Annotated in this window: 22 protein-coding genes and 2 pseudogenes; 16 read left to right on the forward strand and 8 right to left on the reverse strand. The window is 39.9% G+C overall.

The features are described 5' to 3' along the window. The first annotated feature begins 80 nt into the window (after positions 1-80). The 7 genes from J2S11_RS08780 (at position 81) to J2S11_RS08810 (ending at position 6182) form a co-directional block, all read left to right on the forward strand. Entirely contained in the window at positions 81-482 is a 402-nt protein-coding gene (locus tag J2S11_RS08780) for a hypothetical protein (RefSeq protein WP_307393601.1), read from the forward strand. 13 nt (positions 483-495) lie between these two features. Next, positions 496-633, forward strand: a complete 138-nt coding sequence (locus tag J2S11_RS08785; RefSeq protein ID WP_307393604.1) for a hypothetical protein — start codon at positions 496-498, stop codon at positions 631-633. Positions 634-1117: 484 nt separating this feature from the next. Beyond that, on the forward strand, positions 1118-1969 hold the full coding sequence (locus tag J2S11_RS08790; protein WP_307393606.1) for a metallophosphoesterase family protein: 852 nt from the start codon (positions 1118-1120) through the stop codon (positions 1967-1969). Between the two features lie 78 nt (positions 1970-2047). After that, on the forward strand, positions 2048-3118 hold the full coding sequence (locus J2S11_RS08795) for an ABC transporter ATP-binding protein (RefSeq protein WP_307393609.1): 1071 nt from the start codon (positions 2048-2050) through the stop codon (positions 3116-3118). A gap of 1 nt (position 3119) precedes the next feature. After that, a complete protein-coding gene (locus J2S11_RS08800; protein ID WP_307393612.1) occupies positions 3120-3992 on the forward strand; it encodes a carbohydrate ABC transporter permease in 873 nt (290 codons plus the stop codon). A 13-nt stretch (positions 3993-4005) separates the two neighbouring features. After that, positions 4006-4833: a carbohydrate ABC transporter permease gene (locus J2S11_RS08805; RefSeq protein ID WP_307393614.1), complete on the forward strand. Its 828-nt coding sequence runs from the start codon at positions 4006-4008 to the stop codon at positions 4831-4833. Between the two features lie 26 nt (positions 4834-4859). Further along, positions 4860-6182, forward strand: coding sequence for an ABC transporter substrate-binding protein (locus tag J2S11_RS08810; RefSeq protein ID WP_307393616.1), 1323 nt, complete (start codon positions 4860-4862; stop codon positions 6180-6182). 84 nt (positions 6183-6266) lie between these two features. Here J2S11_RS08810 and J2S11_RS08815 read toward each other — a convergent pair whose 3' ends face one another. Both J2S11_RS08815 and J2S11_RS08820 read right to left on the reverse strand, forming a co-directional pair. After that, positions 6267-6701 (reverse strand): VOC family protein, encoded by a 435-nt coding sequence (locus J2S11_RS08815; protein ID WP_307393618.1) that lies wholly within the window; start codon positions 6699-6701, stop codon positions 6267-6269. A gap of 306 nt (positions 6702-7007) precedes the next feature. Then, positions 7008-8030: a helix-turn-helix transcriptional regulator gene (locus tag J2S11_RS08820; protein ID WP_307393621.1), complete on the reverse strand. Its 1023-nt coding sequence runs from the start codon at positions 8028-8030 to the stop codon at positions 7008-7010. Between the two features lie 156 nt (positions 8031-8186). Between J2S11_RS08820 and J2S11_RS08825 the strand changes: the two genes are divergently transcribed. Further along, positions 8187-9062 carry an SDR family oxidoreductase gene (locus J2S11_RS08825; RefSeq protein WP_307393623.1) on the forward strand — a complete coding sequence of 292 codons (876 nt, stop codon included), beginning with the start codon at positions 8187-8189 and terminating at the stop codon, positions 9060-9062. Positions 9063-9269: 207 nt separating this feature from the next. Here the strand turns inward: J2S11_RS08825 and J2S11_RS08830 are convergent, their stop codons facing one another. Both J2S11_RS08830 and J2S11_RS08835 read right to left on the reverse strand, forming a co-directional pair. Then, positions 9270-9986, reverse strand: a complete 717-nt coding sequence (locus J2S11_RS08830) for a sulfite exporter TauE/SafE family protein (RefSeq protein ID WP_307393626.1) — start codon at positions 9984-9986, stop codon at positions 9270-9272. Between the two features lie 78 nt (positions 9987-10064). Beyond that, positions 10065-10871: an alpha/beta fold hydrolase gene (locus J2S11_RS08835; protein ID WP_307393630.1), complete on the reverse strand. Its 807-nt coding sequence runs from the start codon at positions 10869-10871 to the stop codon at positions 10065-10067. Between the two features lie 140 nt (positions 10872-11011). On the opposite strand from J2S11_RS08835, the gene J2S11_RS08840 reads away from it, so the two are divergent. Then, positions 11012-13213, forward strand: coding sequence for a DNA topoisomerase III (locus J2S11_RS08840; RefSeq protein WP_307393633.1), 2202 nt, complete (start codon positions 11012-11014; stop codon positions 13211-13213). Between the two features lie 121 nt (positions 13214-13334). Here J2S11_RS08840 and J2S11_RS08845 read toward each other — a convergent pair whose 3' ends face one another. Then, on the reverse strand, positions 13335-13859 hold the full coding sequence (locus J2S11_RS08845) for a DUF5412 family protein (protein ID WP_307393635.1): 525 nt from the start codon (positions 13857-13859) through the stop codon (positions 13335-13337). Positions 13860-14280: 421 nt separating this feature from the next. Here J2S11_RS08845 and J2S11_RS08850 point away from each other — a divergent pair, with 421 nt between their 5' ends. From J2S11_RS08850 to J2S11_RS08880, 7 genes and pseudogenes are all read left to right on the forward strand, one after another. Next, positions 14281-14790: a DoxX family protein gene (locus tag J2S11_RS08850; protein WP_307393640.1), complete on the forward strand. Its 510-nt coding sequence runs from the start codon at positions 14281-14283 to the stop codon at positions 14788-14790. Positions 14791-14884: 94 nt separating this feature from the next. Beyond that, positions 14885-15967 carry a Gfo/Idh/MocA family protein gene (locus J2S11_RS08855; RefSeq protein ID WP_307393642.1) on the forward strand — a complete coding sequence of 361 codons (1083 nt, stop codon included), beginning with the start codon at positions 14885-14887 and terminating at the stop codon, positions 15965-15967. Between the two features lie 177 nt (positions 15968-16144). Further along, a complete protein-coding gene (locus J2S11_RS08860; protein ID WP_307393645.1) occupies positions 16145-17578 on the forward strand; it encodes an amidase in 1434 nt (477 codons plus the stop codon). Between the two features lie 20 nt (positions 17579-17598). After that, positions 17599-18621, forward strand: a complete 1023-nt coding sequence (locus J2S11_RS08865) for an NAD-dependent epimerase/dehydratase family protein (protein WP_307393649.1) — start codon at positions 17599-17601, stop codon at positions 18619-18621. 40 nt (positions 18622-18661) lie between these two features. Further along, positions 18662-19132 (forward strand): nucleoside deaminase, encoded by a 471-nt coding sequence (locus J2S11_RS08870; protein ID WP_307393924.1) that lies wholly within the window; start codon positions 18662-18664, stop codon positions 19130-19132. Between the two features lie 186 nt (positions 19133-19318). Then, a pseudogene (locus J2S11_RS08875) lies at positions 19319-20380 on the forward strand (LLM class flavin-dependent oxidoreductase). 78 nt (positions 20381-20458) lie between these two features. Further along, positions 20459-21424 (forward strand): ATP-grasp domain-containing protein, encoded by a 966-nt coding sequence (locus J2S11_RS08880; RefSeq protein WP_307393652.1) that lies wholly within the window; start codon positions 20459-20461, stop codon positions 21422-21424. A 122-nt stretch (positions 21425-21546) separates the two neighbouring features. On the opposite strand, the pseudogene J2S11_RS08885 reads toward J2S11_RS08880, so the two are convergent. The 3 genes and pseudogenes from J2S11_RS08885 to J2S11_RS08895 all read right to left on the reverse strand — a co-directional run. Next, positions 21547-22534, reverse strand: a pseudogene (locus J2S11_RS08885) (Tn3 family transposase); the annotation flags it as partial. 141 nt (positions 22535-22675) lie between these two features. Then, entirely contained in the window at positions 22676-23752 is a 1077-nt protein-coding gene (locus tag J2S11_RS08890) for an alpha/beta fold hydrolase (RefSeq protein WP_307393655.1), read from the reverse strand. A gap of 13 nt (positions 23753-23765) precedes the next feature. Further along, on the reverse strand, positions 23766-24374 hold the full coding sequence (locus tag J2S11_RS08895; protein ID WP_307393658.1) for a TetR/AcrR family transcriptional regulator: 609 nt from the start codon (positions 24372-24374) through the stop codon (positions 23766-23768). Positions 24375-24576: the final 202 nt, after the last annotated feature.

Raw genomic sequence — 24576 nt, forward strand, 5'->3', positions numbered from 1 at the left:
ACATTATTTTAGTGGACTGAATACGATAAAAACAGGATTCATAGTGATAGTGGAGAGGATTACCAATAGGGGAGCTGATGATGATCGTGACCCAACACCAGGATTATGTGAATAGTGTGCTGCGGAAGCTAGATATCATTACAGCTACTCTCCTTCTTACTGGACAAGTCACGATCGGTGGAGTTTTTTTGCAAACAAATAGTTCCTTTTCAGTTACAGTAGGCGGACCTATTACAGGAGGGTATCGCTTAGAAAGCAAAGATAAATCAAAGCTGGGGAATGCTGTTATTGATATCATTGACGTTTTACTGGCTATCTTTCTATTAGCAGATAAAATCAATGTCCAAGGTACTTATTTCACCTTAGGCAGATTTAGTGTTGTTTTGGGTGGTCCTTTGTTTAGGGGAGCTAAAACAGAAGCTAGAGATGCTCATGAGTATGCTCGTGACTTCAATAAATTCCTAACCGCAACTAAAAGATAAGAGGAGGGAGACAATGTCTTTAACAGATATACCTACAACCAGACCACCTGAGGGGGTGGCGTTTGCTGTAGCCCTTTCCATTGCTCTTTTTATTTTTTTCCAAACTAAGCCGAAAGAAGCAGACCTATACGAAGCCTCTAGAAAAAGATAAAAATATGACGACAGAGTAAACGGGATAGGTGTTTTTTTTAAAAATACTCATTTCATATTTTATCAAGATAGCTTTCGTGTTGTTCAGGTTCGATATTATTTTCAACATGGGCTGTTAGAATATGTTCGGTGTAGAAAGGTGGATGTCTCTGCCTTTCTTTTTTAACGTTTAAAAAAGTATAAAATTTGATACCATGTTTTCTTCAAATTTTATACTTTCTGACGGCAAGAAAGGCTTCCTCTAATGATGGACTAGACGACTTCTTCGAGGGGGCTTCGATAGAAGCTTTTCTTATGTCTTATAACCTTTACAAAGGCTTGATTTTCTAAATATTTGATCATACAAATGTTACCTTTCCTTAATACCAACTTAATACAATACCAGTACAATGACAGTAATCTCAACCCAATCATGAGGTAGGGAGAGAAAAATCGATTTTCTGCTTGTTATACTCTAAAGAATGAATTTAAGGGAGGACAAACACATGCTTAGACTTGTATTAATTGGAGATTTACATTATCCCCATGTCGAGGAGCCTAGCCCAGAGTTTATCCAAGCTAGAGAAATGTTCTATTCTACTTTTTTACGTGAATATTTAGCCCAAGAGGCTGACTGGCACATTTCAATCGGGGACCTTACTAATCTAGGAAGACCTGACGAGCTAGATTATATTTATAATCATATTTATGAAAGTCACCGTCAATTTCGTCATGTTCTTGGTAATCATGATGCTTACGCTTTGCCTAAAGTACAGCTACTAGAAATTACAAAACAGCCACGATACAACGCAATAGAAACACCTGAGGCACACCTAGTTTTCTTAGATTCAACAAGAGAAATGGATTATGACGACTGGGGTGGAGTGCTTGATGCCGAACAAATGAGCTGGTTAGAGCAACAGGTCGAAATGTCCGGCGAAAAACCATTACTTGTTTTTGCTCATCATCCAATCTTTGAAACAACGACTCGTTCGGAGTTGGATAAAGGCTCAATACACCCTGATTACGATATCCAAAGCATATTAGCGAAGAAGAAGGGTAAGGGCTTTTACTTCTGCGGTCATAATCATGCTCATTCTATCGTTGAAAAAGAACAGTGGCATTATATTCAAACAGCAGCTTGCCTAGATCAACCTGGCTTTAGAATCATTGAAGTGAGTAAGAATGAATTTTCTACTCATATTGTCCCTCTAACGGATATGACAGCTATTAGTGCTACGTCCATCATTTATAGTGAAATGGATCATTTCACACATACTCCTAACGCTCAGGGACAAATATATGACCAGTCTCTCATTTATAAGCTCGAAACAGATAAGAAAGAAGTTATTAGATAACACGAATTAGCCTAAATAGAAATCGTAGAATCTGATCTTTGAAGTTCTAAATGAATGGTTTAGAAAGGAGAGACAGATGTGGCTCAAATTGTTCTAAGGAATGTGTACAAAAGGTATGAAAAAGAAGCGGTAGTCGAGGATTTAAATGTGACTATTAGTGATGGTTCTTTTACGGTTCTTGTAGGACCTTCTGGCTGTGGTAAATCTACGACCTTAAGAATGATTGCCGGGCTTGAGCAGCTAACAAGCGGAGAAATCTGGATCGGTGACCGTTGTGTAAATCATGTCCCACCAGGAAAACGGGATGTAGCAATGGTCTTCCAAAACTATGCCCTGTACCCCACAATGACTGTGAAGGAGAACATTGAATTCGGGCTAGTGAATCGGAAGGTACCAAAGCAGGAAAGACAGGCATTAATAGCCGAGATATCTGAAATCGTTGGGCTGTCCAATTACTTGAATAAAAAGCCTCAAACGTTATCCGGTGGACAGAGACAACGAGTTGCCTTAGCAAGAGCTATGGTTAAAAAGCCTCAAGTATTCATTCTAGATGAGCCGTTATCTAATCTAGACGCTAAGCTCCGTTCACAGATGAGGACAGAATTAATTCAGCTGCACCAGCGCTTAGGAACAACCTTCGTCTATGTAACCCACGATCAGGTTGAAGCTATGTCAATGGGGGATGAGATCATTATAATGAACCAAGGTAGAGTTCAGCAGGCGGATTCTCCTTTACGTGTCTATCATGATCCGGACAATGTCTTTGCTGCTCAGTTTATCGGTACGCCAGCGATGAATGTTATTACAGTCGATCAGTTACAGAGGGCAAACCTAGCCTTACAAGCATCTGTACACTATGTTGGCTTCAGACCAGAAAAACTTCAGATCAACCCCGAAACATCTCTTAATGGGCTCGTTCTTCAAGGAGATATCTTAACTAGAGAAACGTTAGGGGCGGAGATTATCTATCAGGTCCATACTGAAGCAGGGAAGGTACAGGTGAAAAGCTTTTTAGCTCCAGTTGAACACGCCAAGCAGGTTCAGTTATTTGTTGCGCAATCGGATTTGTATTTCTTCGATCAAAAGGGGCAGAGAATAAGGCAACAAGAAAAGCTTGAACGCCCAAAAATTGTAGCAGGGGGAGCCTAAAATGTCTGCCTGGACAAATTTTCGCCCTTATCTCATGGTCAGCCCTGCTTTAATCGTTTTTGTCTTGTTTTTTATCTACCCGATTTTTTACATGCTATACCTAAGTGTTCATTCTTGGAACTTTATCAGTCCTACGAAGGATTTTATTGGTCTACAGAACTTTGCGGAGCTTTTTCGTTCTAGTGAATTTCTACAGGTCATTGTAAACTCGCTACTTTACACGATTCTAACTGTTTCTATCACTCTGACCATCGCATTACTTCTGGCCATGTGGCTGAACAAGTCGGGTATTGTGTACGGATTTGTCCAAGGAGCCATTTTTAGCCCTTACATTATTTCTATGGTGTCTGTGTCTATGCTGTGGATGTGGCTGCTTGATCCACAGTATGGTCTCTTAAATTGGTTTCTTAGCCTTTTTAATCTCCCGCAGCTGGAGTGGCTAGCTCATCCGTCTACCTCGTTATTATCCTTGGTTCTAGTAGCTGTGTGGAAAGGAATTGGATTCAATACTTTAGTGTTTATCGCTGGCTTACAAAGCATTCCAAAAGACATCTATGAAGCAGCAGAGCTGGATCAAGCTAGCAGATGGCGGGCTTTTATAAAACTAACCTTACCCATGCTATCTCCTACTTTGTTTTTCTTGCTCATTATTAATATGATCGGTTCCTTTCAGGTCTTTGAGACCATTGCGATCATGACTAGTGGAGGACCCATTAATTCTACGAATACGTTAGTTTATTTTATCTATGAAAATGGCTTTAGGTTCTATAAAATTGGACTGGCTTCGGCGGCAGGAGTCATTCTATTACTCATTATTTCTGTATTGACCATAATCTATTTCAAGCTTTTATCTAAGAGAGTGCACTATCGGTAAAAGGAGGAGTAATATGACTACCACTCACCCCGTAATCAAAGTGATTAACTTTATCGGTATCCTCCTCGTTGTGATGATCTTTGCTTTTCCCTTTGTGTGGATGATTTCCACTTCCGTTAAATCGTTATCGGAAACGATCATTTTTCCACCTAAGTGGATACCAGATACATTGATGTGGGAAAACTTTGCTAAGGCCTGGAACTCTGGGCCTTTTCTCCACTATTTTCTGAATAGTGTGCTTGTTTCTGTTGGAATTCTCATCCTTCAGTTCCTAACTATTATTCCTGCTGCGTATGCTTTTGCTAGATATCGATTTAAAGGAGATCAATTTCTCTTTGGTTTAACGATGGTAACCCTAATGATTCCAACACAATTAATTTTTCTACCTGTATTTTTACAGATGAGCGAATGGGGGCTTATCAATTCCTTGTCTGCTTTAATCCTTCCGTTTGCTTCAAGTGCTTTTGGAATATTTTTGCTACGGCAATCCTTTAAGCAAGTCCCTGAGGAGCTGTTAGAGGCGGCCAGATTAGATCAAGCGAGTGAATGGAAGATCATTTATAAAATTATGATTCCTATGGCTAAGCCTGTTCTTGTCACCTTTGCCTTGTTCAGCTTCATCTCCCATTGGAACGATTACTTTTGGCCATTAGTGATGACGACTACGGATGCGGCTAGAACGTTACCATTAGGTATTGCTAAGATTCGAGATGTTGAGGGTGGAATCTCATGGAATATTTTGATGGCAGGTAATATGATTCTTGTTGTTCCGATTTTAATTGTATTCTTTTTTGCTCAGCGTCAGATTATAAAAGCTTTTGTGTATACAGGAGTAAAATAATTGAGAGAGTATAGGAGGAGAAATCAATGAAAAAATGGATCGTTACAGCCGTTATGATGATGCTTGTGCTTGCCTTAGCAGCTTGTGGTGGAGAGCCATCTAGTACAGGACAAGGCAGAGCTCAAGGAGCAAGTACTGGTGGAGCTGGTGGAAACGAAGGAAGCTCACCAGTTGAAATTCAATACTGGTACGCATGGGGAGACAAGATCGGGGAGAATAATGAGAATCTAGTTAAGCAGTTTAACGAATCACAGGATGAAGTCATTGTTCATGCCCATTACCAAGGGACATATGATGATTTGCATTCTAAAACACAGGCTGCTTTTGCTGCCAAAAATGCACCAGAGGTTACACAAAACGAAATTGCCTCGATTGGTATTTTTGCTAAATCAGGCTTAACACAGGATTTAACTCCATTTGTTGAACGTGATCAAGTGGATATGGACGATTTTGTTCAAGGCTTAATGGGGAACTCCTATGTTGATGGAAAATTATATGGACTACCTTACTTACGCAGCACACCTATCTTATATATAAACAGTACAATGGCTGAAGAAGCTGGACTAGATCCAGCGGGTCCTAGCTCATGGGAAGAGTTTGAAGAGTACGCAAGAAAATTGACCGTACCTGGTGATCGCGTAGGAATTACAATGCCAATTAATATCTGGTTCTTTGAGGGATTTGTAGCCCAAAGTAACGGAAGAATGATCTCAGAGGACGGGGAAAAAGCTGAGTTTAATGGTTCCGCAGGAGTTGAAGCTCTAAATCTTTGGTTAAGGATGAAGGAGGAGGGGACTTTAAAAATCCCTACTGGTGATGATGCAGGGGCTGTAACACGTCAGGATTTCTTAAACCAAAAGGCGGGAATGGTGTTCAGCTCAACGGCTGATCTAACTCTTCTTCTACAGATTGCAGAAGAAGGCGGCTTCGAATTAAATACGACGTTCATGCCAGCTAATGAAAACTATGGTGTACCAACTGGAGGGGCTAACTTAGTGATGACAGCGGGCTTGTCGGAAGAAAAACAGGAAGCGGCTTGGACGTTTATTAAATGGATGACGGAAAAAGAACAAACGATCTATGCCAGCTCCTTTACAGGCTATCTTCCTAGCCGCTATTCAGCTATTGAAAGTGACGAAATGAAGCAGCTTTATGAGGAAAAGCCTCAGTTTAAAGTGGCTGTAGATCAGCTTGAGTTTGGTCGTCCTCGCCCAATGGAGGCTGTTTATCCAGAAGTCTCTAAGATTTTACAAGATCAAATTTCAAGAGCTATTTTAGATACAGGAATAAAGCCAGAGGATGCTTTAAACGAAGCGGCTAGTCGGGCAGATGAGCTTTTAAATAGGTAGATGAGTAGAATCTTTTGTACAACAACCTGTCTCACTTTGGTTTATAGAGACAGGTTGTTCTTAGTTAACATGTTGGATTGATGTTTACCTGACATTATCCTGCCAAGCGTTAAATTTGTTTCCGTCTAAATCCTTAAAGACGAATTGCAATCCACAGGACCCATGATCAACTAGTGGTCCAACATAAGCACCACTATGTTGCAGGGATTGATGGAGCTGTATAATGTCCTCCACCTCAAACGTTAAAGAAAACATTTCGTAATTTTCCCCATCCCAATGATCTGTGTAGAAATTTGCATTCTCTTTCGTTTTTGATTCCAGAAGAAAGAGCCATTGCCCGCTACCTAGCACCAAAATTTTATCATTTGCTTCTAGCTGCTTTACACTAAAATATTGAATGTACCAGTCTACAGCTTTTTTCAGGTCTGATACAGGTAAGTAATTGCAATGGACTTTTTTGAGTAAGGGTTTAGTCTTCACTTCCTCCTGTAGCTCTGTTTTTAATCCTTCATTGTTCATACTAACTCTCCTTTCATTAACTAGATTCACTATATAGACGGCTGTGAGTTTGCTAAATCCGTCGTAGACTTTCATTTATTTTTTGATATCTTGGAATAAGCCAAATTGATTACCGTCCAAATCCTTGAAGAGAAAGTATTTTTCAAGCGTAGGATCTACTTCAATTTCAGTGATATAAATTCCTTTTTGCTTAAGGTTATCGTGTATGTATTCTAGATTGTCCACCATGAAGGACATCTTTATATAAAGCATCTACATCACCATTAAGGGGTGCTTCAATTAAAGCTTGATCATCATGCACGCTTATCACCCTCTTTTATTTTTGTATCCGTACAATTCCAAAAGCTTTTCCGCTTCTGAAATTACGGCTTGCTTTAATTCATCTGGAGCGATAACTTTTATAAGCTGTCCATGTCCCAATATTATTTCACAAGCTGAATCGAGGGTATTAAATAGCAATTCAGCTTCGATCCACTGGTCATCTTCGGTCTCTGTATAACCAAGAACCTCAACAAAGACCTTTTTTTGCAGGCGATTAAGTAGCTTTTTATTCATGACCACACGGGCGGGGTAGCGTGGAATGGCCGCCTTGAACTGTTTGGTAGATACTTCCCAATACTCTTCCAAGTTGAATGATACTGGTCGTTGAAAGTTCTCGTCAAGCTTTTCCGCATGTATGATCCGAGAGATGCGATAGGAACGAAGTGTATCATCAAGCTCGGATTCTTTATGTCCAGATTCTAGTTCAGCTTCTTCAGTGTCAACCCTAGCAACCATATACCAAATACTCCTCATAGCTACTAGTCCCAAGGGCTGAACAACCCTCTTTCTCGATTCCTGCCCCTGACCTTTTTGATACTCAATTAGCAGCTTCTTTTCCTCCCAAACGGCTTCCTGCACGACAGATAAATAAGTAATTGATTCCTTGGACTGAAACCAGCCAGCACCATCTACATGGATTCGTGCTCTTACTAATTCAATATCTTTTTGAAGTGTTGTTGGTGTAGCTGCCAATAGCTTTTGAAAGGCTGCTTCAAGATTGTTTGTTATTCCTAAATCCTGAAGCAAAGTGGAGGAGTGATTCAGTAATAAAGCTTGAATTTCCTCTCCTTTTAGCCCTGTAAGAGTTGTCCGATAGCCCTCAGAGAGCTTCCACCCTCCAGATGAACCCCGTTCCGCATATACAGGGATTCCTGCGGAGCTCAAATCCTCCATGTCTCTTAAAATCGTTCTTTCAGAAACTTCTAGCTTCTGAGCCAACTCTTTAGCGGTTTGTTTTCCCTTGTTTTGTAAAAATAATAGGATAGAAAGTAGTCTGTCAGCTCTCATTTACACACACCCTTTGTCTTGGAACTAACACAAACAAGTTTTACTAGGTAATAATAAAAGATACTTTGATTTTATCATAAATACATGACAAGGGATGTCATGTATGAAGAATTATACTGAAAAAGAAATATAGATTTGAATAAGGAGGAAAGCTCTATGAATAAACCATTAGCAGGAAAAATTGCTGTTGTAGCTGGTGCCACTAGGGGTGTAGGAAGAGGAATAGCTGTAATGCTCGGAGCAGCCGGAGCGACGGTATACTGTACAGGACGAAGTGTACGTGGGCAGCTTTCTAATATGGGAAGGACTGAAACGATTGATGAAACGGCTGAAATGGTTACGGAAAAAGGTGGGAAAGGAATAGCAGTTAAAGTTGATCATACTATTGAAAGGGAGGTACAGGCTCTTTTTGAAAAAGTAAAAGAAGAACAGAACGGGCAGCTAGATATTTTAGTAAATGATGTTTGGGGTGGAGACCCATTAACAGAATGGGGGACGCCTTTTTGGAAGCATTCATTAGCGAATGGATTACTCATGCAAGAAAGAGCGGTTCATTCTCATATGATGACAAGCTACTATGGTGCTCCATTAATGATAGAAAATAAAAAAGGGTTGGTCATAGAAATTACAGATGGAGAGGGCTATAGGTACAGAGGAAGCCTATATTACAGTCTAGCAAAAATCTCTGTTATTCATTTAGCTGAAGCGATGGCTGCTGAGCTAAAGGATCACGGTATTACAGCTTTAGCGGTAACACCAGGGTTCTTGCGTTCTGAAGCTATGCTGGATCATTTTGGAGTTACGGAGGAGAACTGGCAGGATGCCGCAGAAAAGGATCCTCATTTCATAGCGTCAGAAACCCCATACTTCATTGGCAAAGGAATTGCTGCGCTAGCCACTGATTCAAACGTAGGAGATAAGTCAGGAAAAACACTGACTAGCTGGGGGTTATCTGATGAGTACCACTTTACTGATGTAGATGGGAATCGTCCACATTGGGGGAATTACGCCAAAAAACAGGGATTTTATTAGACAAACTAAGAAACCGGATATACCAAACGTCTCTCTAATCAATTAGCTGAAACTCTTAATCAATTCAAGCACCGACTGTCTCTGGCAGCGGTGCTTGAAGCGTTTATAACTGTCACTGTCATGGTACGCCATACTGCATTAAGAACTGATACGAGACAAGCACACTACAATAGGTTAGGAACTGTGTGAAGTGAGAATATGAATCACTCACATACTTGTTACAATCAAATAAATTCCTGTGAAAATTAGGATGATATACGTTATGAGTTGAAACGTTTTTGGACTTATCCATTTAAATAAAATCTGCCCTAGAACAATCCCCACAAAAAGGGAAGGCAAGGCAATGACGGCTGAGATCCACGTTTCCTTACTTGTTCCCCCAAACGATATTTGCAGCACTAGGCTGACGAAATAGACAACAAGATAGTAAGCTAGTGTTGTACTACGAAGAACCGCTTTCGCTGCTCCAACTCCAGAAAAATAAAGAAGCAGAGGAGGACCAGGCACACCAATACTTGTCGTAAGAAATCCTGAAATTCCTCCAGTTAGTAGGTCACGATTATTTGTTTGAGTTAGTTTTAATTTTAAGATCAGGAGCACCGTTAGTATAAGGATGAAAGTACCAACTAGCATCTTTAATAGTTGGACATTTAAATAAAGATAGATAATGATCCCGAAAACTAGACCCGTTATACTTCCTTTTACGAGTCTTTTTAATAGATCCTTGTCCACCTCTCGCCTGATTTTATAAATCATGAAAGTGGATAGACAGAGGGAAAGGATAATATTGATTTGTATGGCTGTATGTGCAGGATAAAGCAGCAACAGAAAAGGTGTGCCTACAATAGAAAAGCCAAAACCAGTACTTGTTTGTAATGCAGAAGCTACAAGAACAATAAGCACAAGGATCATCCAACCGTCCATTTTCGTACTCCTTTCCGTTGCAATAAAGCTATCTTATCAAAGATAAAGACGGTCAACAAATCATTTATTTGTAATAGCCTACTGTTTTAGAAAGCTTGTGAGGCTTTCCAAGATTTGCTCAGGGTCAACTAAGTGGTCTTGCCCTGTAAGCTTACTGTACTTTGCATGCGGCATTCCTTCGCTTAACTGAGCGGCAATCTCATGCATAGAAGTGGGACTATGTTCACCAACAATGATATGAGTTGGAGTGGTGAACTGAGATACCTGTTTAATAGGAGCATATCTACTAGCTATAGCCGTGTCATAGACAAGAGTAGGGGCAAGTGCCACCATCGTTTTCCAATGAGGGAGTTGTTGCATACCAGTAACCACTTCGCCAGGAATTCCGACACCGGTGGGATCAGTTAAAAAGAGCAGGATAGCCTCCTCCTTCTTCCCGCTATCAAGAAGCATAGAAAGTTTGTCACTTAGCTCCTTAAACTCTTTTTGATAAGTTTCATCATGAACATAAGGAGGGTCATATATCACTAGCTTTTTCACTTTGTCACCCAATTCCATAGCAGCTTCCAGGGCAAGGATGGCACCCGAAGAATGTCCGTAAAGATACGCCGCACCTCCGGCAGTATCTATCATAGCTTCAATATCTTCAATCTCACGCTCTATACGGTATGGCAGTGTATTTCCACTATCCCCGCGCCCGCGACGGTCATAATTGTAAACTGTGAACGCCTGCGCAAATATTTGCGCATCGTGGATAACCGGCTCAAAAGTACGAAAACAGGTGGCTCCTGTAATAAAAATAAGGGCTGGGCCACTGCCAAACATATCATAAGCTAATACTGTGCCATCTTTAGATTGAACTGTTTTCATGCTGTATCTCTCCATTTCTTTAGATTTTCTTACCTACTAAAACCATAGCACTCAAAGCTAAAAGAAGTTTCTTCTAAATTGCTACATATGCAATTAGGGAACTTATTAGGCCAAATATGGTATAGTTAGGTATCAGGATTGGAAAGGATGTTTCGATGAGTAAGATTGTTGTTTTAGCTGAAAAGCCTTCAGTGGCACGAGATATCGCTAGAGTATTACGCTGTCAGAAAAAAGGAAATGGATTTCTTGAAGGAGATAAATATATCGTAACCTGGGCACTCGGTCACCTTGTGACTCACGCTGATCCAGAAAGCTACGGTGATCAATATAAATCTTGGCGTATGGACGATCTGCCTATGATCTTCTCAAACCTCAAGCTAGTAGTAATTAAGCAAACAAGCAAGCAGTATCATGCGGTAAAAGCACAGCTCAACCGGAAGGATGTCAAAGAAATTATTATTGCTACAGATGCCGGGAGAGAGGGTGAGCTTGTCGCTAGGTGGATTATTGAAAAAGCTCATGTGAATAAACCAATTAAGAGACTATGGATTTCTTCCGTAACGGACAAAGCCATTAAAGATGGATTTAATAAGCTGAAGAATGGAAAAGAGTATGAAAACCTGTATGCTTCCGCTGTAGCAAGGGCAGAAGCGGATTGGTTTGTGGGGATAAATGCAACGCGGGCTTTAACAACAAAATTTAATGCTCAGCTTTCTTGTGGGCGTGTACAGACACCAACGTTAGCAATGATTGCCCATCGTGAAGAGGAAATTAGAAACTTCAAGCCTAGAACGTTTTATGGGATTACGGCTGTAACCGATAAGGGTGTTAAGCTAGTCTGGCAGGATAGTAAGTCGAAGGAAATGCGTACGTTTGATGGGAAAAAGAGTGAGCAGCTAGTCTCTGAGCTACAGCATAAATCTGGTAAGATTACAGATGTTCATAAAGCATATAAGAAAAGCTACGCCCCGCAGTTGTACGACCTTACTGAGCTTCAGAGGGATGCCCATAAAATTTTCGGCTATTCGGCGAAGGAAACACTGTCTATTATGCAAAGACTATATGAACAGCATAAAGTTTTAACTTATCCAAGAACAGATTCAAGATATCTATCCTCAGATCTAGTAGACTCGTTAAAGGATAGAGTAAAAGCATGCTCTGTGGGACCATATACTTTACTTGCTGCAAAGGCTTTAAAACAGCCACTTAAGGCGAATAAGTCATTTGTAGATGACAGTAAAGTGTCTGATCACCACGCTATCATTCCGACAGAAGAAAAAGCTGCGTTAATGTCTTTGAGTGATAAGGAAAGGAAGATCTATGATTTAGTCGTTAAGCGCTTTTTAGCTGTCTTATATCCACCATTTGAGTACGAGCAAACAACGATTACAGCAAAAATTGGACAGGAAACATTTTTAGCTAAAGGCAAAAGAGTGATAGCTCAAGGCTGGAAGGAAGTCTATGATCATCGGGTAGACGAGGACGATCAAGCAGATGATATGAAGGAGCAGACATTGCCTAAGCTAGAGCAGGGAGATCAGCTACAAATACGCTCTGTTTCCCAAACAAAAGGAGAAACGAAGCCACCTGCTCCTTTCAATGAAGGAACCTTGCTTTCAGCGATGGAAAACCCACAAAAGTTTATTACCATTTCTGATCAGAAGCTTAAGCAAACACTTGGTCAAGCAGGTGGAATAGGAACTGTTGCTACTAGAGCAGATATTATTGATAAGCTCCTAAACAGCTTTGCTATAGAGCAAAAAGGAAAGGATCTTGTCCTAACCTCCAAAGGAAAGCAGCTATTAGATCTAGCTCCTCAAGAATTAAAGTCTCCTATTTTAACGGCTGAGTGGGAACAGAAGCTCATGGCCATTTCACAAGGGAAGCTGCAAAAACAACAGTTTATTGGTGAAATCAAGAACTATACTAGACAAATTGTTTCAGAGATTAAAAATAGTCAGAAGCAGTATAAGCATGACAATATTACGGGGACCAAGTGTCCTGAATGTGGGAAGCTACTATTAGAGGTTAACGGTAAAAAAGGGAAGATGCTAGTTTGTCAGGATCGCGAATGTGGTCATAGAAAATCGGTTAGTATTAAAACTAAGGCAAGATGTCCGCAGTGCCGTAAGTCCCTAGAGCTTCACGGTGAAGGAGAAGGACAAATTTTTGTTTGTCGCTGTGGCTACAAAGAAAAACATAGTGCTTTCCAGGAAAGAAGAAAAAAAGAGAAGCATAAGAATATCTCCAAAAAGGATGTTACACAATATTTACGACAGCAGGATAAAAAGAATCAAGAACCAATTAATACGGCTTTAGCTGATGCATTGGCAAAATTGAAGCTTGATAAGGAATAAATAAGAGAAGTAAAAGCATAGTCTCTATTGTCTATATATAACCGTTACACTAAAGTTGAAAAAAGCTACGCATAAAAAGGGGTAAAAATAGAGAAACAAAAAGCGCGAAGTCCAATATGTATCAAGGGAACTTTGCGCTTTCACTTAAATCAAGTGTATTGTCATTGATCAAAATAGTATGATTATTTTCCCATTCAACCTCAACCTGATCGACTCGTCTCTCTGTATATATTCTTTTCTTAAACCATAAAGGACCATTTAATTCGCCTAATATTCCGAATGTACCCATTGCACCAGCATCCGTATAAAAGAAATCAATTGTATAATACCCATCGGGGGAATTCACTGTTGTTATAAGTTCTTTTGCACCAGAAAACATACTTGTAAATGCTAGAGTAATGAAGAGAAGTACAACTAATAACGAAGAGAAAATAGTTGTTAACCAGCTTCTTACTTTCGCATGCCAGCTTGAAACATCCTTAAAACCCATTACCCCAATAATGAATGTCAAAATGGACAGCAATAAGATCACATAGTTTGGAGGAGCTATCAACCAAGTATTATTTGCAAGTGAATAGATAGAATAGGCTACAATCAAGTAACAGAAGATCATTAAAAAGAAAGCAATCAGATTATATTTTTTCAAGATAGTCCCTCCAAAATCGATGAAACATAGATAAGAATCGTGATGTGAGAAAGCTTCCTTTGTCATAAATCTACGATTATATCGATTTTCATTTTCCATTACTTCTTATTGAAGATGACAACTGCTCTCCTGTCAAGAGTTTCCAAAAGGGAATACCTATCATCAGACATTGTTGAAGGATAAGTCATAGCTACTATTGTCTGTGATATTTCTCACTTTTTTGATGTGAAATTTACATTTTTATTTCACTAATTAGCTTGAAATAAACCACAATGTGAAGCATTTCACATAACCGTCAAAAAGCTATGTCTTATATGTGAATACATTCACAAACATATATCAAATGCTTTAGAATCAGCTTATACTAAGAGTGTAAAAGGAATCATACTTTCAAATATCCCAAAAGGGGAGGGTGTTAAAAATGATTGGAAACTTCTTAAGAACAAATCGATGGGCGGCTGTGGTACTAACTTTTGCAAGAATATGGCTAGGATGGAGCTGGTTGAAGTCAGGATGGGGTAAAGTAACAGGTGGGTTTGACGCTTCTGGCTTTATGGCAAATGCTATCAATAACCCGGTAGCGAAGGGAGACACCATTGTTTATCCAAACTACGTTGCTTTTCTAGAAAACTTCGCAGCACCAAACATAGATGTTTTTAACTTCATTGTACCTTGGGGAGAAGTCCTCGTCGGATTAGGATTAATACTAGGGTGTTTAACAACAGCTGCTGCATTCTTCGGAGTAGTCATGAACTTCGCCTTTATGTTCGCTGGAACGATGTCTACGAACCCAATGATGGTTCTCATCTCTATCTTCCTGTTCGTAGCTGCTGCAAACGCTGGTAGATATGGATTAGATCGTTGGGTTATGCCTTACCTACGTGAGAAGATTAAAGGTTTAAGAAAAGACGGAAAAAGCCTGAACACTTGATGTTTTCTCCTCGAAACATAGTATAATAGAATTAACGAAAGAAATAGACAATCATGTTGGTTCTATCAATGAAGTAGAGGAGTGAGCATAAAACATGAGTAAGATATTTAAAGTAGGGATAATAGGTACTGGATTTGGGGCAAAGGTTCATGCCCCAATTTTTTCTCATCATCCACAGTTTGAGGTAAAGGCTATTGCTAGTGTAGCTAGAGGAAATGTGAATGATATTAAGGAAATGACAGGAATTGAACAGATCTATACCAATTGGAGAGAAATGATTGAGGAAGAGGATCTTGATCTTGTTTCCATTGCTTCTGCTCCATACTTACATCATGAGATGACTTTAGCTGCTTTTGAAGCCGGAAATCATGTGCTTTGTGAAAAACCGATGGCCTTCAATGCGGACGAATCATTGGCTATGATTAAGGCGAGAGATAAAGCGAATAAGCTTGGACTTATTAATTTCGAGTGGCGTTATCTCCCTGCTAGGTTGAAAGTCAAGGAAATTTTAGCGCATCAAAAGCTAGGTAAAGTCCTGCACATTCAATACAATTGTATATTTCCTGGATATGAAAGTTCTATATCCACTTCAAGAGGCTGGCTCGGACAAGAGGACAAAGGAGGCGGCTTCTTAGGTGCGATTGGCTCTCATATGTTAGATACATTAATGTGGTGGACAGGGGAGAAGATTAGCTCTGTGTATGGACAGTTGCATACGTACGTACCTCAGAACCTACAAGCACCAGCTGATGAAAGAGAGCTACGAACAGCGGACGATTCATTTCAGGTCCTTGGTTCATTCAGTAACGGCACTAGCTTACAGATGAATCTTATTTCTACGGCTAGACATGCATTAGGCTGGAGATTAGAGATTGTTGGTACAGAAGGAACATTAGTCATGACTGACGATCAAGAAGTGCTGCTTGGTGAAAACCAAGGAAATCTAGAGCCCGTTGAACTAAGTCCTGCTGCTGAGGCTCCAAGCCACTTTACTCATGCACTTTCTAGGTATTATCCTGCTTTTCAGCCAATGGTAGAGCGGTTATATCTTACTTTATTGAACGGTGATACAAGGGATATCCCGACCTTTGAGGATGGGCGTAACGTCCAACTGATCATGGATGCCATTAGAGCTTCATCAAAAGAGGGTCAAAGAAAACAAGTGGTCTATCCATAGCTACTAGAAGAATTCATGGTGCAGCTATTTAGTACAGGTCGTACCATAGAATCTATTTAAATAAATCTATAGAAATGGTGCACCTCCCTGCTACAATACTAGGCAGGGAGGTATTCTTGCATTTACTTATACATATGATTAGAGCATCTTATAATTGAAAACAAGGAGGTTATCTAAATGAGTTCAATTCTAGATATGGATGCTTCAACCCTTGCAGAGAAAATTAAAAAAAGAGAAATTACCTCACTTGAAGCAACAGAAACGTTTATTCAGCATTTGAAAAGGATTAACTCGACCATCAATTGCTTGGTTCAGGAACGCTTTACTGAGGCGATAGAAGAGGCAAAAACATGTGATCAGCTTGTGGCAGAGGGAAAAGTGACAGGACGGCTTTTTGGAGTTCCTATAAGTATGAAAGAGTCCTTTGATGTTTCGGGGATGAGTACGACAGGTGGATTACAGCACAGGCAAAAACTGAAAAGTACGAAGGATGCTGAAGCTGTCTCACGATTAAAGCAGGAAGGAGCTATTATTCTAGGGAAAACGAATACACCAACCCTTTGCTTCTGCCAAGAAAGCGTTAACAAGCTATATGGTCGTACAAATAACCCTTGGGATGTAAGTAGAACGGCTGGTGGTTCAAGTGGTGGAGAAGGGGCGTTAATGGCGGTTGGTGGTGCTGCCGTTGGCCTAGGATCGGATATAGGGGGATCGATTCGTTTCCCAGCCCATTTTAACGGTGTAGTAGGCTTCAAATCTGGAGAATATCAGGTTTCTCAGGACGGCCACTTTCCTTTTGTAGAAGATCCATACCAAGTGGCTATGCTTGGAATGGGAGCCATCGCTAAAAGTGTACGCGATGCCCAGCTTATTAACGATATTATTGCAGAACGGCCTCCTGTAACGCTTAGCTTGGAGGAGATTGAGAAGTTTGAGCTTATTATTCCCGAGCCTCATCCAGCCTACCCAATGTCAGCAGAAACAACCGATCTATTGAAGGAAATCCGCACCTACTTTGAACAGAAGCAAAAGGTGATCGGGGAGGAGTATCCATCAAGCTTTACTCATTTAGCTCTGATGTGGCAGCTTATAGAATCTGTGGACGGTGGTCAAAGTATCGCTGATCTAGCTTTCGAAGGTCGTAAAAGCAGTCCAGTTCGAGAATATATAAAAGAAGTAACTAGTGGGAAGGCAGAGTTACATCGTTATCTTTCATGGGCTGTAATTGGGGCTAGTATATTTAAGCCTAATGAAAAACAGCATAAACAGCTTTCCTCAGATGTTAAACAGGCGAAGGAGGAGATTAAGTCTTTTCTACATAATCGTATCTTAATCATACCCGTTTATCATACCGCTACTTTACCACATGGTAAGCTATATAGTGAGATTTTTTCCATTCGCAAAACCTTTAGACAATACTTGCCATATATCGCCTTGCCTAATGTATTAGGCTTACCCTCGTTGACGGTACCTGTTGGTGAAGATCAAATGGGCTTACCTATTTCAGTTCAGCTGGTGTCCTTAGTAGGAAATGAAAATGCCTTGTTTCATTTCGGACAGAAGCTTACGGATAGGTTTAGAGGATATGTGCGTTGTACAGCACATGATTAATAGGAAAAGGAGGCTACTCGATGAACGTATTGATTCTAGGAGGAACACACTTTTTAGGTCGTCATCTAACGGAGTATGCTCTTGAAAGGGGTCATCAGGTTACTCTTTTTAATCGGGGAAAGACCAATCCTGATTTATTTCCGCAGGTTGAAAAATTAATAGGGGATAGGGATAGCAACCTTGATGCGTTAGAAGGGAGAACATGGGATGTAGCTATTGACACAAATGGCTACGTACCAAGAATTGTTAGAAAATCTGTGAGAAAATTAGCAGATTGCATCAATCACTATACTTTTATTTCTACTATTTCTGTCTATCAGGATATGTCTCAATTAGATATGGATGAAGGTGCTGAAGTCAGCAGGCTAAAAGATGAAGGAACAGAAGAAGTGACCGGTGAAACATATGGTCCATTAAAAGCGTTATGTGAAGAAGAAGTAGTAAAAGTATTTCCTGAAAAAAGTCTTATAGTCCGCCCCGGATTAATTGTAGGTCCTTATGATCCAACAGATCGTTTTACGTATTGGCCAGTACGCATCGCTAGAGGTGGAGAAGTCCTTGCCCCAGGAAAAGGGAATGCACCTATACAATATATCGATGTCAGAGACCTAGCTCGCTGGATTTTAGAACAGATTGAAGAAGGTACAACAGGAACGTTTAATACAGCAGGACCGTCTGAAAGCATTCATTTGCATCACTTTCTTAATGAGTGCAAAAAAGTAGCTGAAGAGTTAGGGAAAAGCGCGAACCTAAACTGGGTAGATGAACAGTTCTTGTTAGAGAACGAAGTAGTCCCTTGGAGTGAAATGCCTTTCTGGATTTCAGATGATGGGAATCATGCTGGAATGCTTTCGATTAACTTCCAGAAAGCAATAGCATTAGATAAAGGACTTCAGCTCCGTCCACTTGCTGAAACTATTCGTGATACAATAGAGTGGAGTAGCTCAAGAGGCGTTCATTATGAATGGAAAGCGGGTATATCCTCAGAGAAAGAGGCAAGTCTATTAGAAAAATTGAAGCAGGGTAGTCAAGCTATAGAATAATGGTTCTCAACGTGCAGGATAGGATGAAAGGAGCATAAAAATAGTGGATAAACAATTCATGGAAAAAGCGATCCAGCTTGCTGTAGATAATGTTAAAGCTCTTGGAGGAGGTCCGTTTGGAGCCATCGTGGTAAGGGACGGAGAAATTGTAGGAATAGGGAAAAACCAAGTAACAACGACAAATGATCCTACTGCTCACGCTGAGGTACAAGCGATTCGTGACGCTTGCACCAAGCTGAATACGTATCAGCTTACCGACTGTGAGCTTTACACAAGCTGCGAGCCTTGCCCTATGTGTCTTGGAGCAATCTATTGGGCCCGCCCTAAGGCCGTATACTTTGCCAGCACGAAAGAAGATGCTGCAAAGGCTGGATTTGATGATCACTTTATTTATGAAGAAATTGATTTGCCTAAGGAAAAGCGCAAAATACCGATGCATAAATTAACCCTACCTATTGAAACCCTTCCCTTTGACACATGGGAGAAGCTTGATTTAAGAACGGAATATTAATAAAAAGGTCTAAACAGAGTCTGACCCGCAGCAATGGACACTTCTTTTCCACACAAATGGTGGAGCTGGAAGTGTCTTTTTATCTTATTTACATAATATGTTTTCCATTGACCTAAAGCCGACTTTTATAATATGATTACTTGTAATTAAAGCCTGAAACGTTGTCGCAAGGGAGTGTTCATAAAAATGAGATATGGATTTTGGTTACCCATCTTCGGTGGCTGGCTAAGAAACGTACAGAATGAAAATATGCCAGCAACGTTTGACTACGCTAAACAGGTCATTCAAGCGGCTGAGGATTGGGGATTTGACACAACCTTAATAGCTGAACTGTACCTGAACGACATTAAAGGAATTAAGCATGACTCCTTAGAAGCGTGGAGTACAGCAGCTGCTCTTGCCTCTGTAACAAAGAAAATTGAAATTATGACCGCCGTTCGTCCTTGATTTCATAACCCTGCAGTTACAGCCAAAATGGCAGCTAATATTGACCATATTAGTCAGGGACGCTTTACCTTAAATGTGGTCTCAGCTTGGTGGGAGGAGGAAGCAAAGCAGTACAATGGGATCTTTACCGAGCATGATGAGCGTTATGAGAGAACACAGGAATTTATTGATGTCCTTAAAGGATTGTGGACAGAAGATGTTTTTAATTATAAGGGAAAATATTATTCCTTACAGCAAGCTTCACTAGCTCCAAAGCCTGTTCAGCGTCCAAACCCTATTCTTTATGCAGGTGGAGAAAGTAAAAGAGGGAAAGAGGTCATTTCCTCAGCTTGTGATGCGTATGTCATGCACGGAGGAACAGTAGAAGAAATTGCAGAAAAAATAAAGCAAATGAAGCAGCTACGACAGGATATGGGACGACAGCCTTTCTTAAGCTTTGGAATGGCAGCCTATGTGATTTGCAGAGATACAGAACAGGAAGTAGTAGAAGAGCTGGAGCGAATTACAAATGTCCAAGAAACGAGTGGCTACGCTGGATACAAGGATTTTGTTAGCAAATCTCAGCTTGAGCAACAGATTCAATTATCCGACTATTCTGTTTCCAATCGCGGATTACGGCCACAGCTTGTAGGTACTCCTGAGCAAATAGCAGAACGCATACTTCAATATGAAAAAGCAGGACTCGATTTATTACTTTTACAATGCTCTCCACAGCTTGAGGAAATGGAACGTTTTTCGAAAAAGATCATGCCTATAGTAGAAAAATTACGTCAATCTGCTCTTTCAGTTGATGAACAGTAATTTATGTATCTTTAGATGGAATCTAATTAAACCTAGTTAGAACATAAGATAGAAGACATGCAAAAAGGAGAGAGAATCATGGGGAAAATATATATTATTCATGAGAATAACGAATGGACCGTTCATCTAACAAAAAGACTTCAGGAGCTTGGTCTACCCTACGAAGAATGGCATTTGGATCAAGGAATGGTTGATTTAAATGCTATTCCACCACAGGGTGTATTCTATAATAGAATGAGCGCTTCCTCCCATACTAGGGGGCATCGTTATGCTCCCGAGCTAACGAGTGCGGTTTTAGCTTGGTTAGAGAGACATGAACGAGTCGTCTTAAATGGAACACGCGCGCTACAGCTTGAATTAAATAAGGCCGCACAATATATGGCATTACATGCTGCTGGAATTCAAACTCCTTATACAATTGCTACCGTCGGTAAAGAGCATGCAATAGAAGCAGCGAAGCAGTTTGCAGGGAAGAAATTTATTACAAAGCATAACCGCGCAGGTAAAGGTCTCGGTGTTCAGCTTTTTGAACGTGTAGAAGCATTAGAAAGATATGTAAATGGTCCAGATTTTGAAGAACCAGTAGATGGGATTACTTTAATCCAGGAGTATATTCAAGCTCCCCAGCCATTTATAACACGCTGTGAGTTTATTGGTGGAAAATTTCATTATGCTGTCCAAGTGGATACATCTGAAGGCTTTGAGCTTTGTCCAGCAGATGCCTGCCAAATTGGTGATTTGTTCTGTCCAGCTGGGGAAGATCCTGCCGATCAAGCTAAATTTAAAATTGTTCAAGACTTCAACGAGCCTATTATTCAGCAGTACGAAAAGCTCTTAGCTGACAATAATATTCAAGTTGCAGGGATTGAGTTTATTAGAAATGAAGCTGGAGATATTTATACGTACGATATTAATACAAATACAAATTATAACTCAGATGTAGAAGAAAAAGCGGGAAGGTATGGGATGCTTGAGCTTGCTAAGCATTTAGGGGAAAAGCTGGAGCATGTAAATAAGCGACAAGGTGTAACTACTCATTCTTAATAATCAATTACTCTACATTTGCAATCTGATTTAAAGTAACTGTTATATGGGGTAGCGTCAGGAAAACGCGGATTTACAACGCTAAGCATATTTTCAAGACGATTACCCCGATTTTAACAACGTTAAGAAAGTTTTAATGGTCTTAATGAATTTAAAGACACCATTTTGTCCAATTTAAAATGATATTCCCCCAGTAAATTAATATGCTCCCAACCTAAAGGAGACATATGGTGCAACAAGTCCTCATTAAAGTCCCTGATTCCTTTTTGATAATCAATCGCTTTTGTTAAATGTAAGGTGTTCCAGACACTAATTGCATTAATAATTATGTTCAATGTACTGGCTCTCTGTAGCTGATGTTGTAAAGTTCGTTCCCGAAGCTCCCCTTGTTTCCCAAAGAAAATTGCTCTTGCGAGACCATTCATCGCTTCTCCTTTATTTAATCCTTTTTGAATTTTTCTTCTTAAAGTTTCACTTGAAAGGTAATAATGACGATTAATTGTACCGTCATCCACATATAATTGTTTTTCCAACGATTTGAAATAAAATCAACAGGTGATTCGTCAGGTACTTTTCTCTTTCCGGATTCGTTCATTCCTCGTATGATCTCCACAGCTTGTAAAAGATGTTCATTTGCCTTTATAGAATTAAATTCCAATACCCTTAATAAGGTCGGTGTATATTTTCTAAGTGAATAAAATCGTTTCTGCAATAAGTCTAAATAATCATAGTCCACAGGACGGGCAAGTTCCTGAGCTTCTTCTACAGACGAGACAAAAGAATTCCATTCAATAACGGATTCTAAAATCTCAAAAACGTCTAATTTTTCTTCTTTCGCTTTGATTAATGCTTGTCCGATATTGGTAAAGTGTATAACTTTTTCATTCAGCTTTTTACCGATTTGCTTTTGAATTTCTTCTTGAGCCTTACGGCCTTTTGATAAAAGACTAAGTATTTGTCTATCATGAAATTCAAAAGCTTTATCTGTTAACTCTTGAGTAAGTTGTAATAAGTATACGGTTAAATCGAGTAACGTTTATTTTCCTGAAAGTCACGAAAGGCATAAGGCTTCTACCTTGAACCTAACCGAGACAGCTGTAACAGGCGATTTCCTCCATTAAAGGGCTAGATTGTGGAGGAACTCTTATATTGCGTAGTAGATATATAATGTGTAGCTTTTGCATACTGACATGAATAAGATATTTGAGTCCCATTCCATCATGATGGCGTATGATGGAATGGCTTTGGAAATTAATGTTTGATTTGATCGATAATGTCGAATAAAGCTTCGTTGAATAGCTCCTTCTGATCAAGCATCGTCACATGTCCAGCATTTGGTATGGAGTAAAATTGTTTCATTGGCGCCTTGAGTTGATCAAAGTATGTGCGAGCGAGAGAATAAGGAGTTTGCCAGTCATCCTCGCCGTGGATATAGAATACTGGAACTTGATAGTCTGAAGTTACCATGTTTAGATCATAGGACTTAAACAAAGATTCCAAAATAGCACGCTGTTTTATTTCTAGTACATCGCTCATTAACATGTATTTAATATCTTTGAACGAATAAAAGGGAGAACATAGTACGCTCATGACTAGTTGGGGTGATGGTTGCATCGCAAGCTTATACTTACCTTGCAACTTACGGAGTTTTATAAGCTTCTTGATCATGTCATCACTCAATTGGTGATCGGGATAAGGGCTTAAAGCCTGTAAGGTGCTAATATCTTTCTGATTTTCTACTTGTCTGCTGTATTCCAATGCTTTTTCGTAGCCAATTCGTTCGTTTTCAAGCATATTTACAACTTGTCCAACTCCAATATAGGCTTGAACCATCTGCGGATATTGCAATGTGAATAGACTGCCTAAGATAGAACCCCATGAATGACCAAGCAGAAGTATTCGCTCTTTGTTATATTTCTTTTGTAAATAGCTCACAACTTCATATGTATCCTGTAATGCTTGTTCAATCGTTGTTGTCGGCGTGACTTTCTGGGGATCATTCGCAAAGAAGGTTTTACCGCTGTTTCGCTGTTCCCAGTGAACGACGGTTACTTTATCTTCCCAAGGAAACTGAAAGTCTTGGGCAAAAGGAAGCATCGGACTACCAGGACCTCCATGCAGGAATAAGAGGACGGGATGATCCTTATTTTCACCACGATGATATAAAAACTGCTGGATTCCACCGATCGTCACATACTCGCCCTCATCTATTCCGTTTGGTGTATTGATCTGACAGGCTGCTGCACGCTTCTTTGTGTAGAGAAACCAATAAATCGCCATACTGATGCAGGCAATAGCCGCTATGAAAATAATCAAAGTTTGATACATGTGAATGCCTCCTCTAGCTATTTTTTGTTGAATTCTGCTTGCACTTGCTTAGATATTCCGCAATTGCTTCTACAAGAATGCTTAATGCTTGTGCCCTTCCTTGTTCACCGTATTGATTCTGATTAGAGGCGATAAAATGCAAGCCATCCATTAAATTCGCAAGTACGCTATAATCGCATTGAGCATCCTCTATTCCCAAGCAACTCATTGTACGCTGAAAATTAGTTTTGGATTTATCATGTTCCTTTCTGTTAATAGAATCTGGAAGCTTGCGCAGCAAATATTCCAGGTCCGATGGCTGAACATAGAGTGCAAGACTATCTGGCGCCAAATAAATTTCATAAAGTGCATGCGTAATCTTGTCCTTAAAATGCCGCGAGCTAGCTCCGATTTCAAGAATTCGGTCAAATAAAGCTTGCTCATTTTGCTTCATAATGTGGTAGAGAAATTCTTCCTTGGAAGGATAATAGGTATAGAAGGAACCTTTGGCTATTTGCACAGCTGCTGCAATATCGTCAACCTTAACTCGCCTCATGCCTTTCTTACGAATGAGCTCTATTCCTTTGATATACATTGCATTTTTGATATGCTCCTTCTCCTGCTCACTTATGATCTTTGGCATACGCTCTTCTCCTTTAATGACTATTTATAATGAACTGAGTCAATATAAATATAATAAGACTGAACTCTGGTGAGAGTCAATGGTATTAGCATAAAAATAGCTGAATTATTAAAATTCAGAATATGTTATCTAAATTTAATACGCGGCACATTACCTTAGCACTTAAAGGAGATTAATTTCTTTGTTAAGGATGAAGAGGACG

The sequence above is a fragment of the Bacillus horti genome, from assembly GCF_030813115.1.
Lineage (GTDB): Bacteria > Bacillota > Bacilli > Caldalkalibacillales > JCM-10596 > Bacillus_CH > Bacillus_CH horti.

What these genes read in the sequence shown, in the direction of transcription:
- J2S11_RS08780 (WP_307393601.1), top strand. Translation starts at nt 81, where the DNA reads ATGATCGTGACCCAACACCAGGATTATGTGAATAGTGTGCTGCGGAAG.
- J2S11_RS08785 (WP_307393604.1), top strand. Translation starts at nt 496, where the DNA reads ATGTCTTTAACAGATATACCTACAACCAGACCACCTGAGGGGGTGGCG.
- J2S11_RS08790 (WP_307393606.1), top strand. Translation starts at nt 1,118, where the DNA reads ATGCTTAGACTTGTATTAATTGGAGATTTACATTATCCCCATGTCGAG.
- J2S11_RS08800 (WP_307393612.1), top strand. Translation starts at nt 3,120, where the DNA reads ATGTCTGCCTGGACAAATTTTCGCCCTTATCTCATGGTCAGCCCTGCT.
- J2S11_RS08805 (WP_307393614.1), top strand. Translation starts at nt 4,006, where the DNA reads ATGACTACCACTCACCCCGTAATCAAAGTGATTAACTTTATCGGTATC.
- J2S11_RS08810 (WP_307393616.1), top strand. Translation starts at nt 4,860, where the DNA reads ATGAAAAAATGGATCGTTACAGCCGTTATGATGATGCTTGTGCTTGCC.
- J2S11_RS08815 (WP_307393618.1), bottom strand. Translation starts at nt 6,701, where the DNA reads ATGAACAATGAAGGATTAAAAACAGAGCTACAGGAGGAAGTGAAGACT.
- J2S11_RS08820 (WP_307393621.1), bottom strand. Translation starts at nt 8,030, where the DNA reads ATGAGAGCTGACAGACTACTTTCTATCCTATTATTTTTACAAAACAAG.
- J2S11_RS08825 (WP_307393623.1), top strand. Translation starts at nt 8,187, where the DNA reads ATGAATAAACCATTAGCAGGAAAAATTGCTGTTGTAGCTGGTGCCACT.
- J2S11_RS08830 (WP_307393626.1), bottom strand. Translation starts at nt 9,986, where the DNA reads ATGGACGGTTGGATGATCCTTGTGCTTATTGTTCTTGTAGCTTCTGCA.
- J2S11_RS08835 (WP_307393630.1), bottom strand. Translation starts at nt 10,871, where the DNA reads ATGGAGAGATACAGCATGAAAACAGTTCAATCTAAAGATGGCACAGTA.
- J2S11_RS08840 (WP_307393633.1), top strand. Translation starts at nt 11,012, where the DNA reads ATGAGTAAGATTGTTGTTTTAGCTGAAAAGCCTTCAGTGGCACGAGAT.
- J2S11_RS08850 (WP_307393640.1), top strand. Translation starts at nt 14,281, where the DNA reads ATGATTGGAAACTTCTTAAGAACAAATCGATGGGCGGCTGTGGTACTA.
- J2S11_RS08855 (WP_307393642.1), top strand. Translation starts at nt 14,885, where the DNA reads ATGAGTAAGATATTTAAAGTAGGGATAATAGGTACTGGATTTGGGGCA.
- J2S11_RS08860 (WP_307393645.1), top strand. Translation starts at nt 16,145, where the DNA reads ATGAGTTCAATTCTAGATATGGATGCTTCAACCCTTGCAGAGAAAATT.
- J2S11_RS08865 (WP_307393649.1), top strand. Translation starts at nt 17,599, where the DNA reads ATGAACGTATTGATTCTAGGAGGAACACACTTTTTAGGTCGTCATCTA.
- J2S11_RS08880 (WP_307393652.1), top strand. Translation starts at nt 20,459, where the DNA reads ATGGGGAAAATATATATTATTCATGAGAATAACGAATGGACCGTTCAT.
- J2S11_RS08890 (WP_307393655.1), bottom strand. Translation starts at nt 23,752, where the DNA reads ATGTATCAAACTTTGATTATTTTCATAGCGGCTATTGCCTGCATCAGT.
- J2S11_RS08895 (WP_307393658.1), bottom strand. Translation starts at nt 24,374, where the DNA reads ATGCCAAAGATCATAAGTGAGCAGGAGAAGGAGCATATCAAAAATGCA.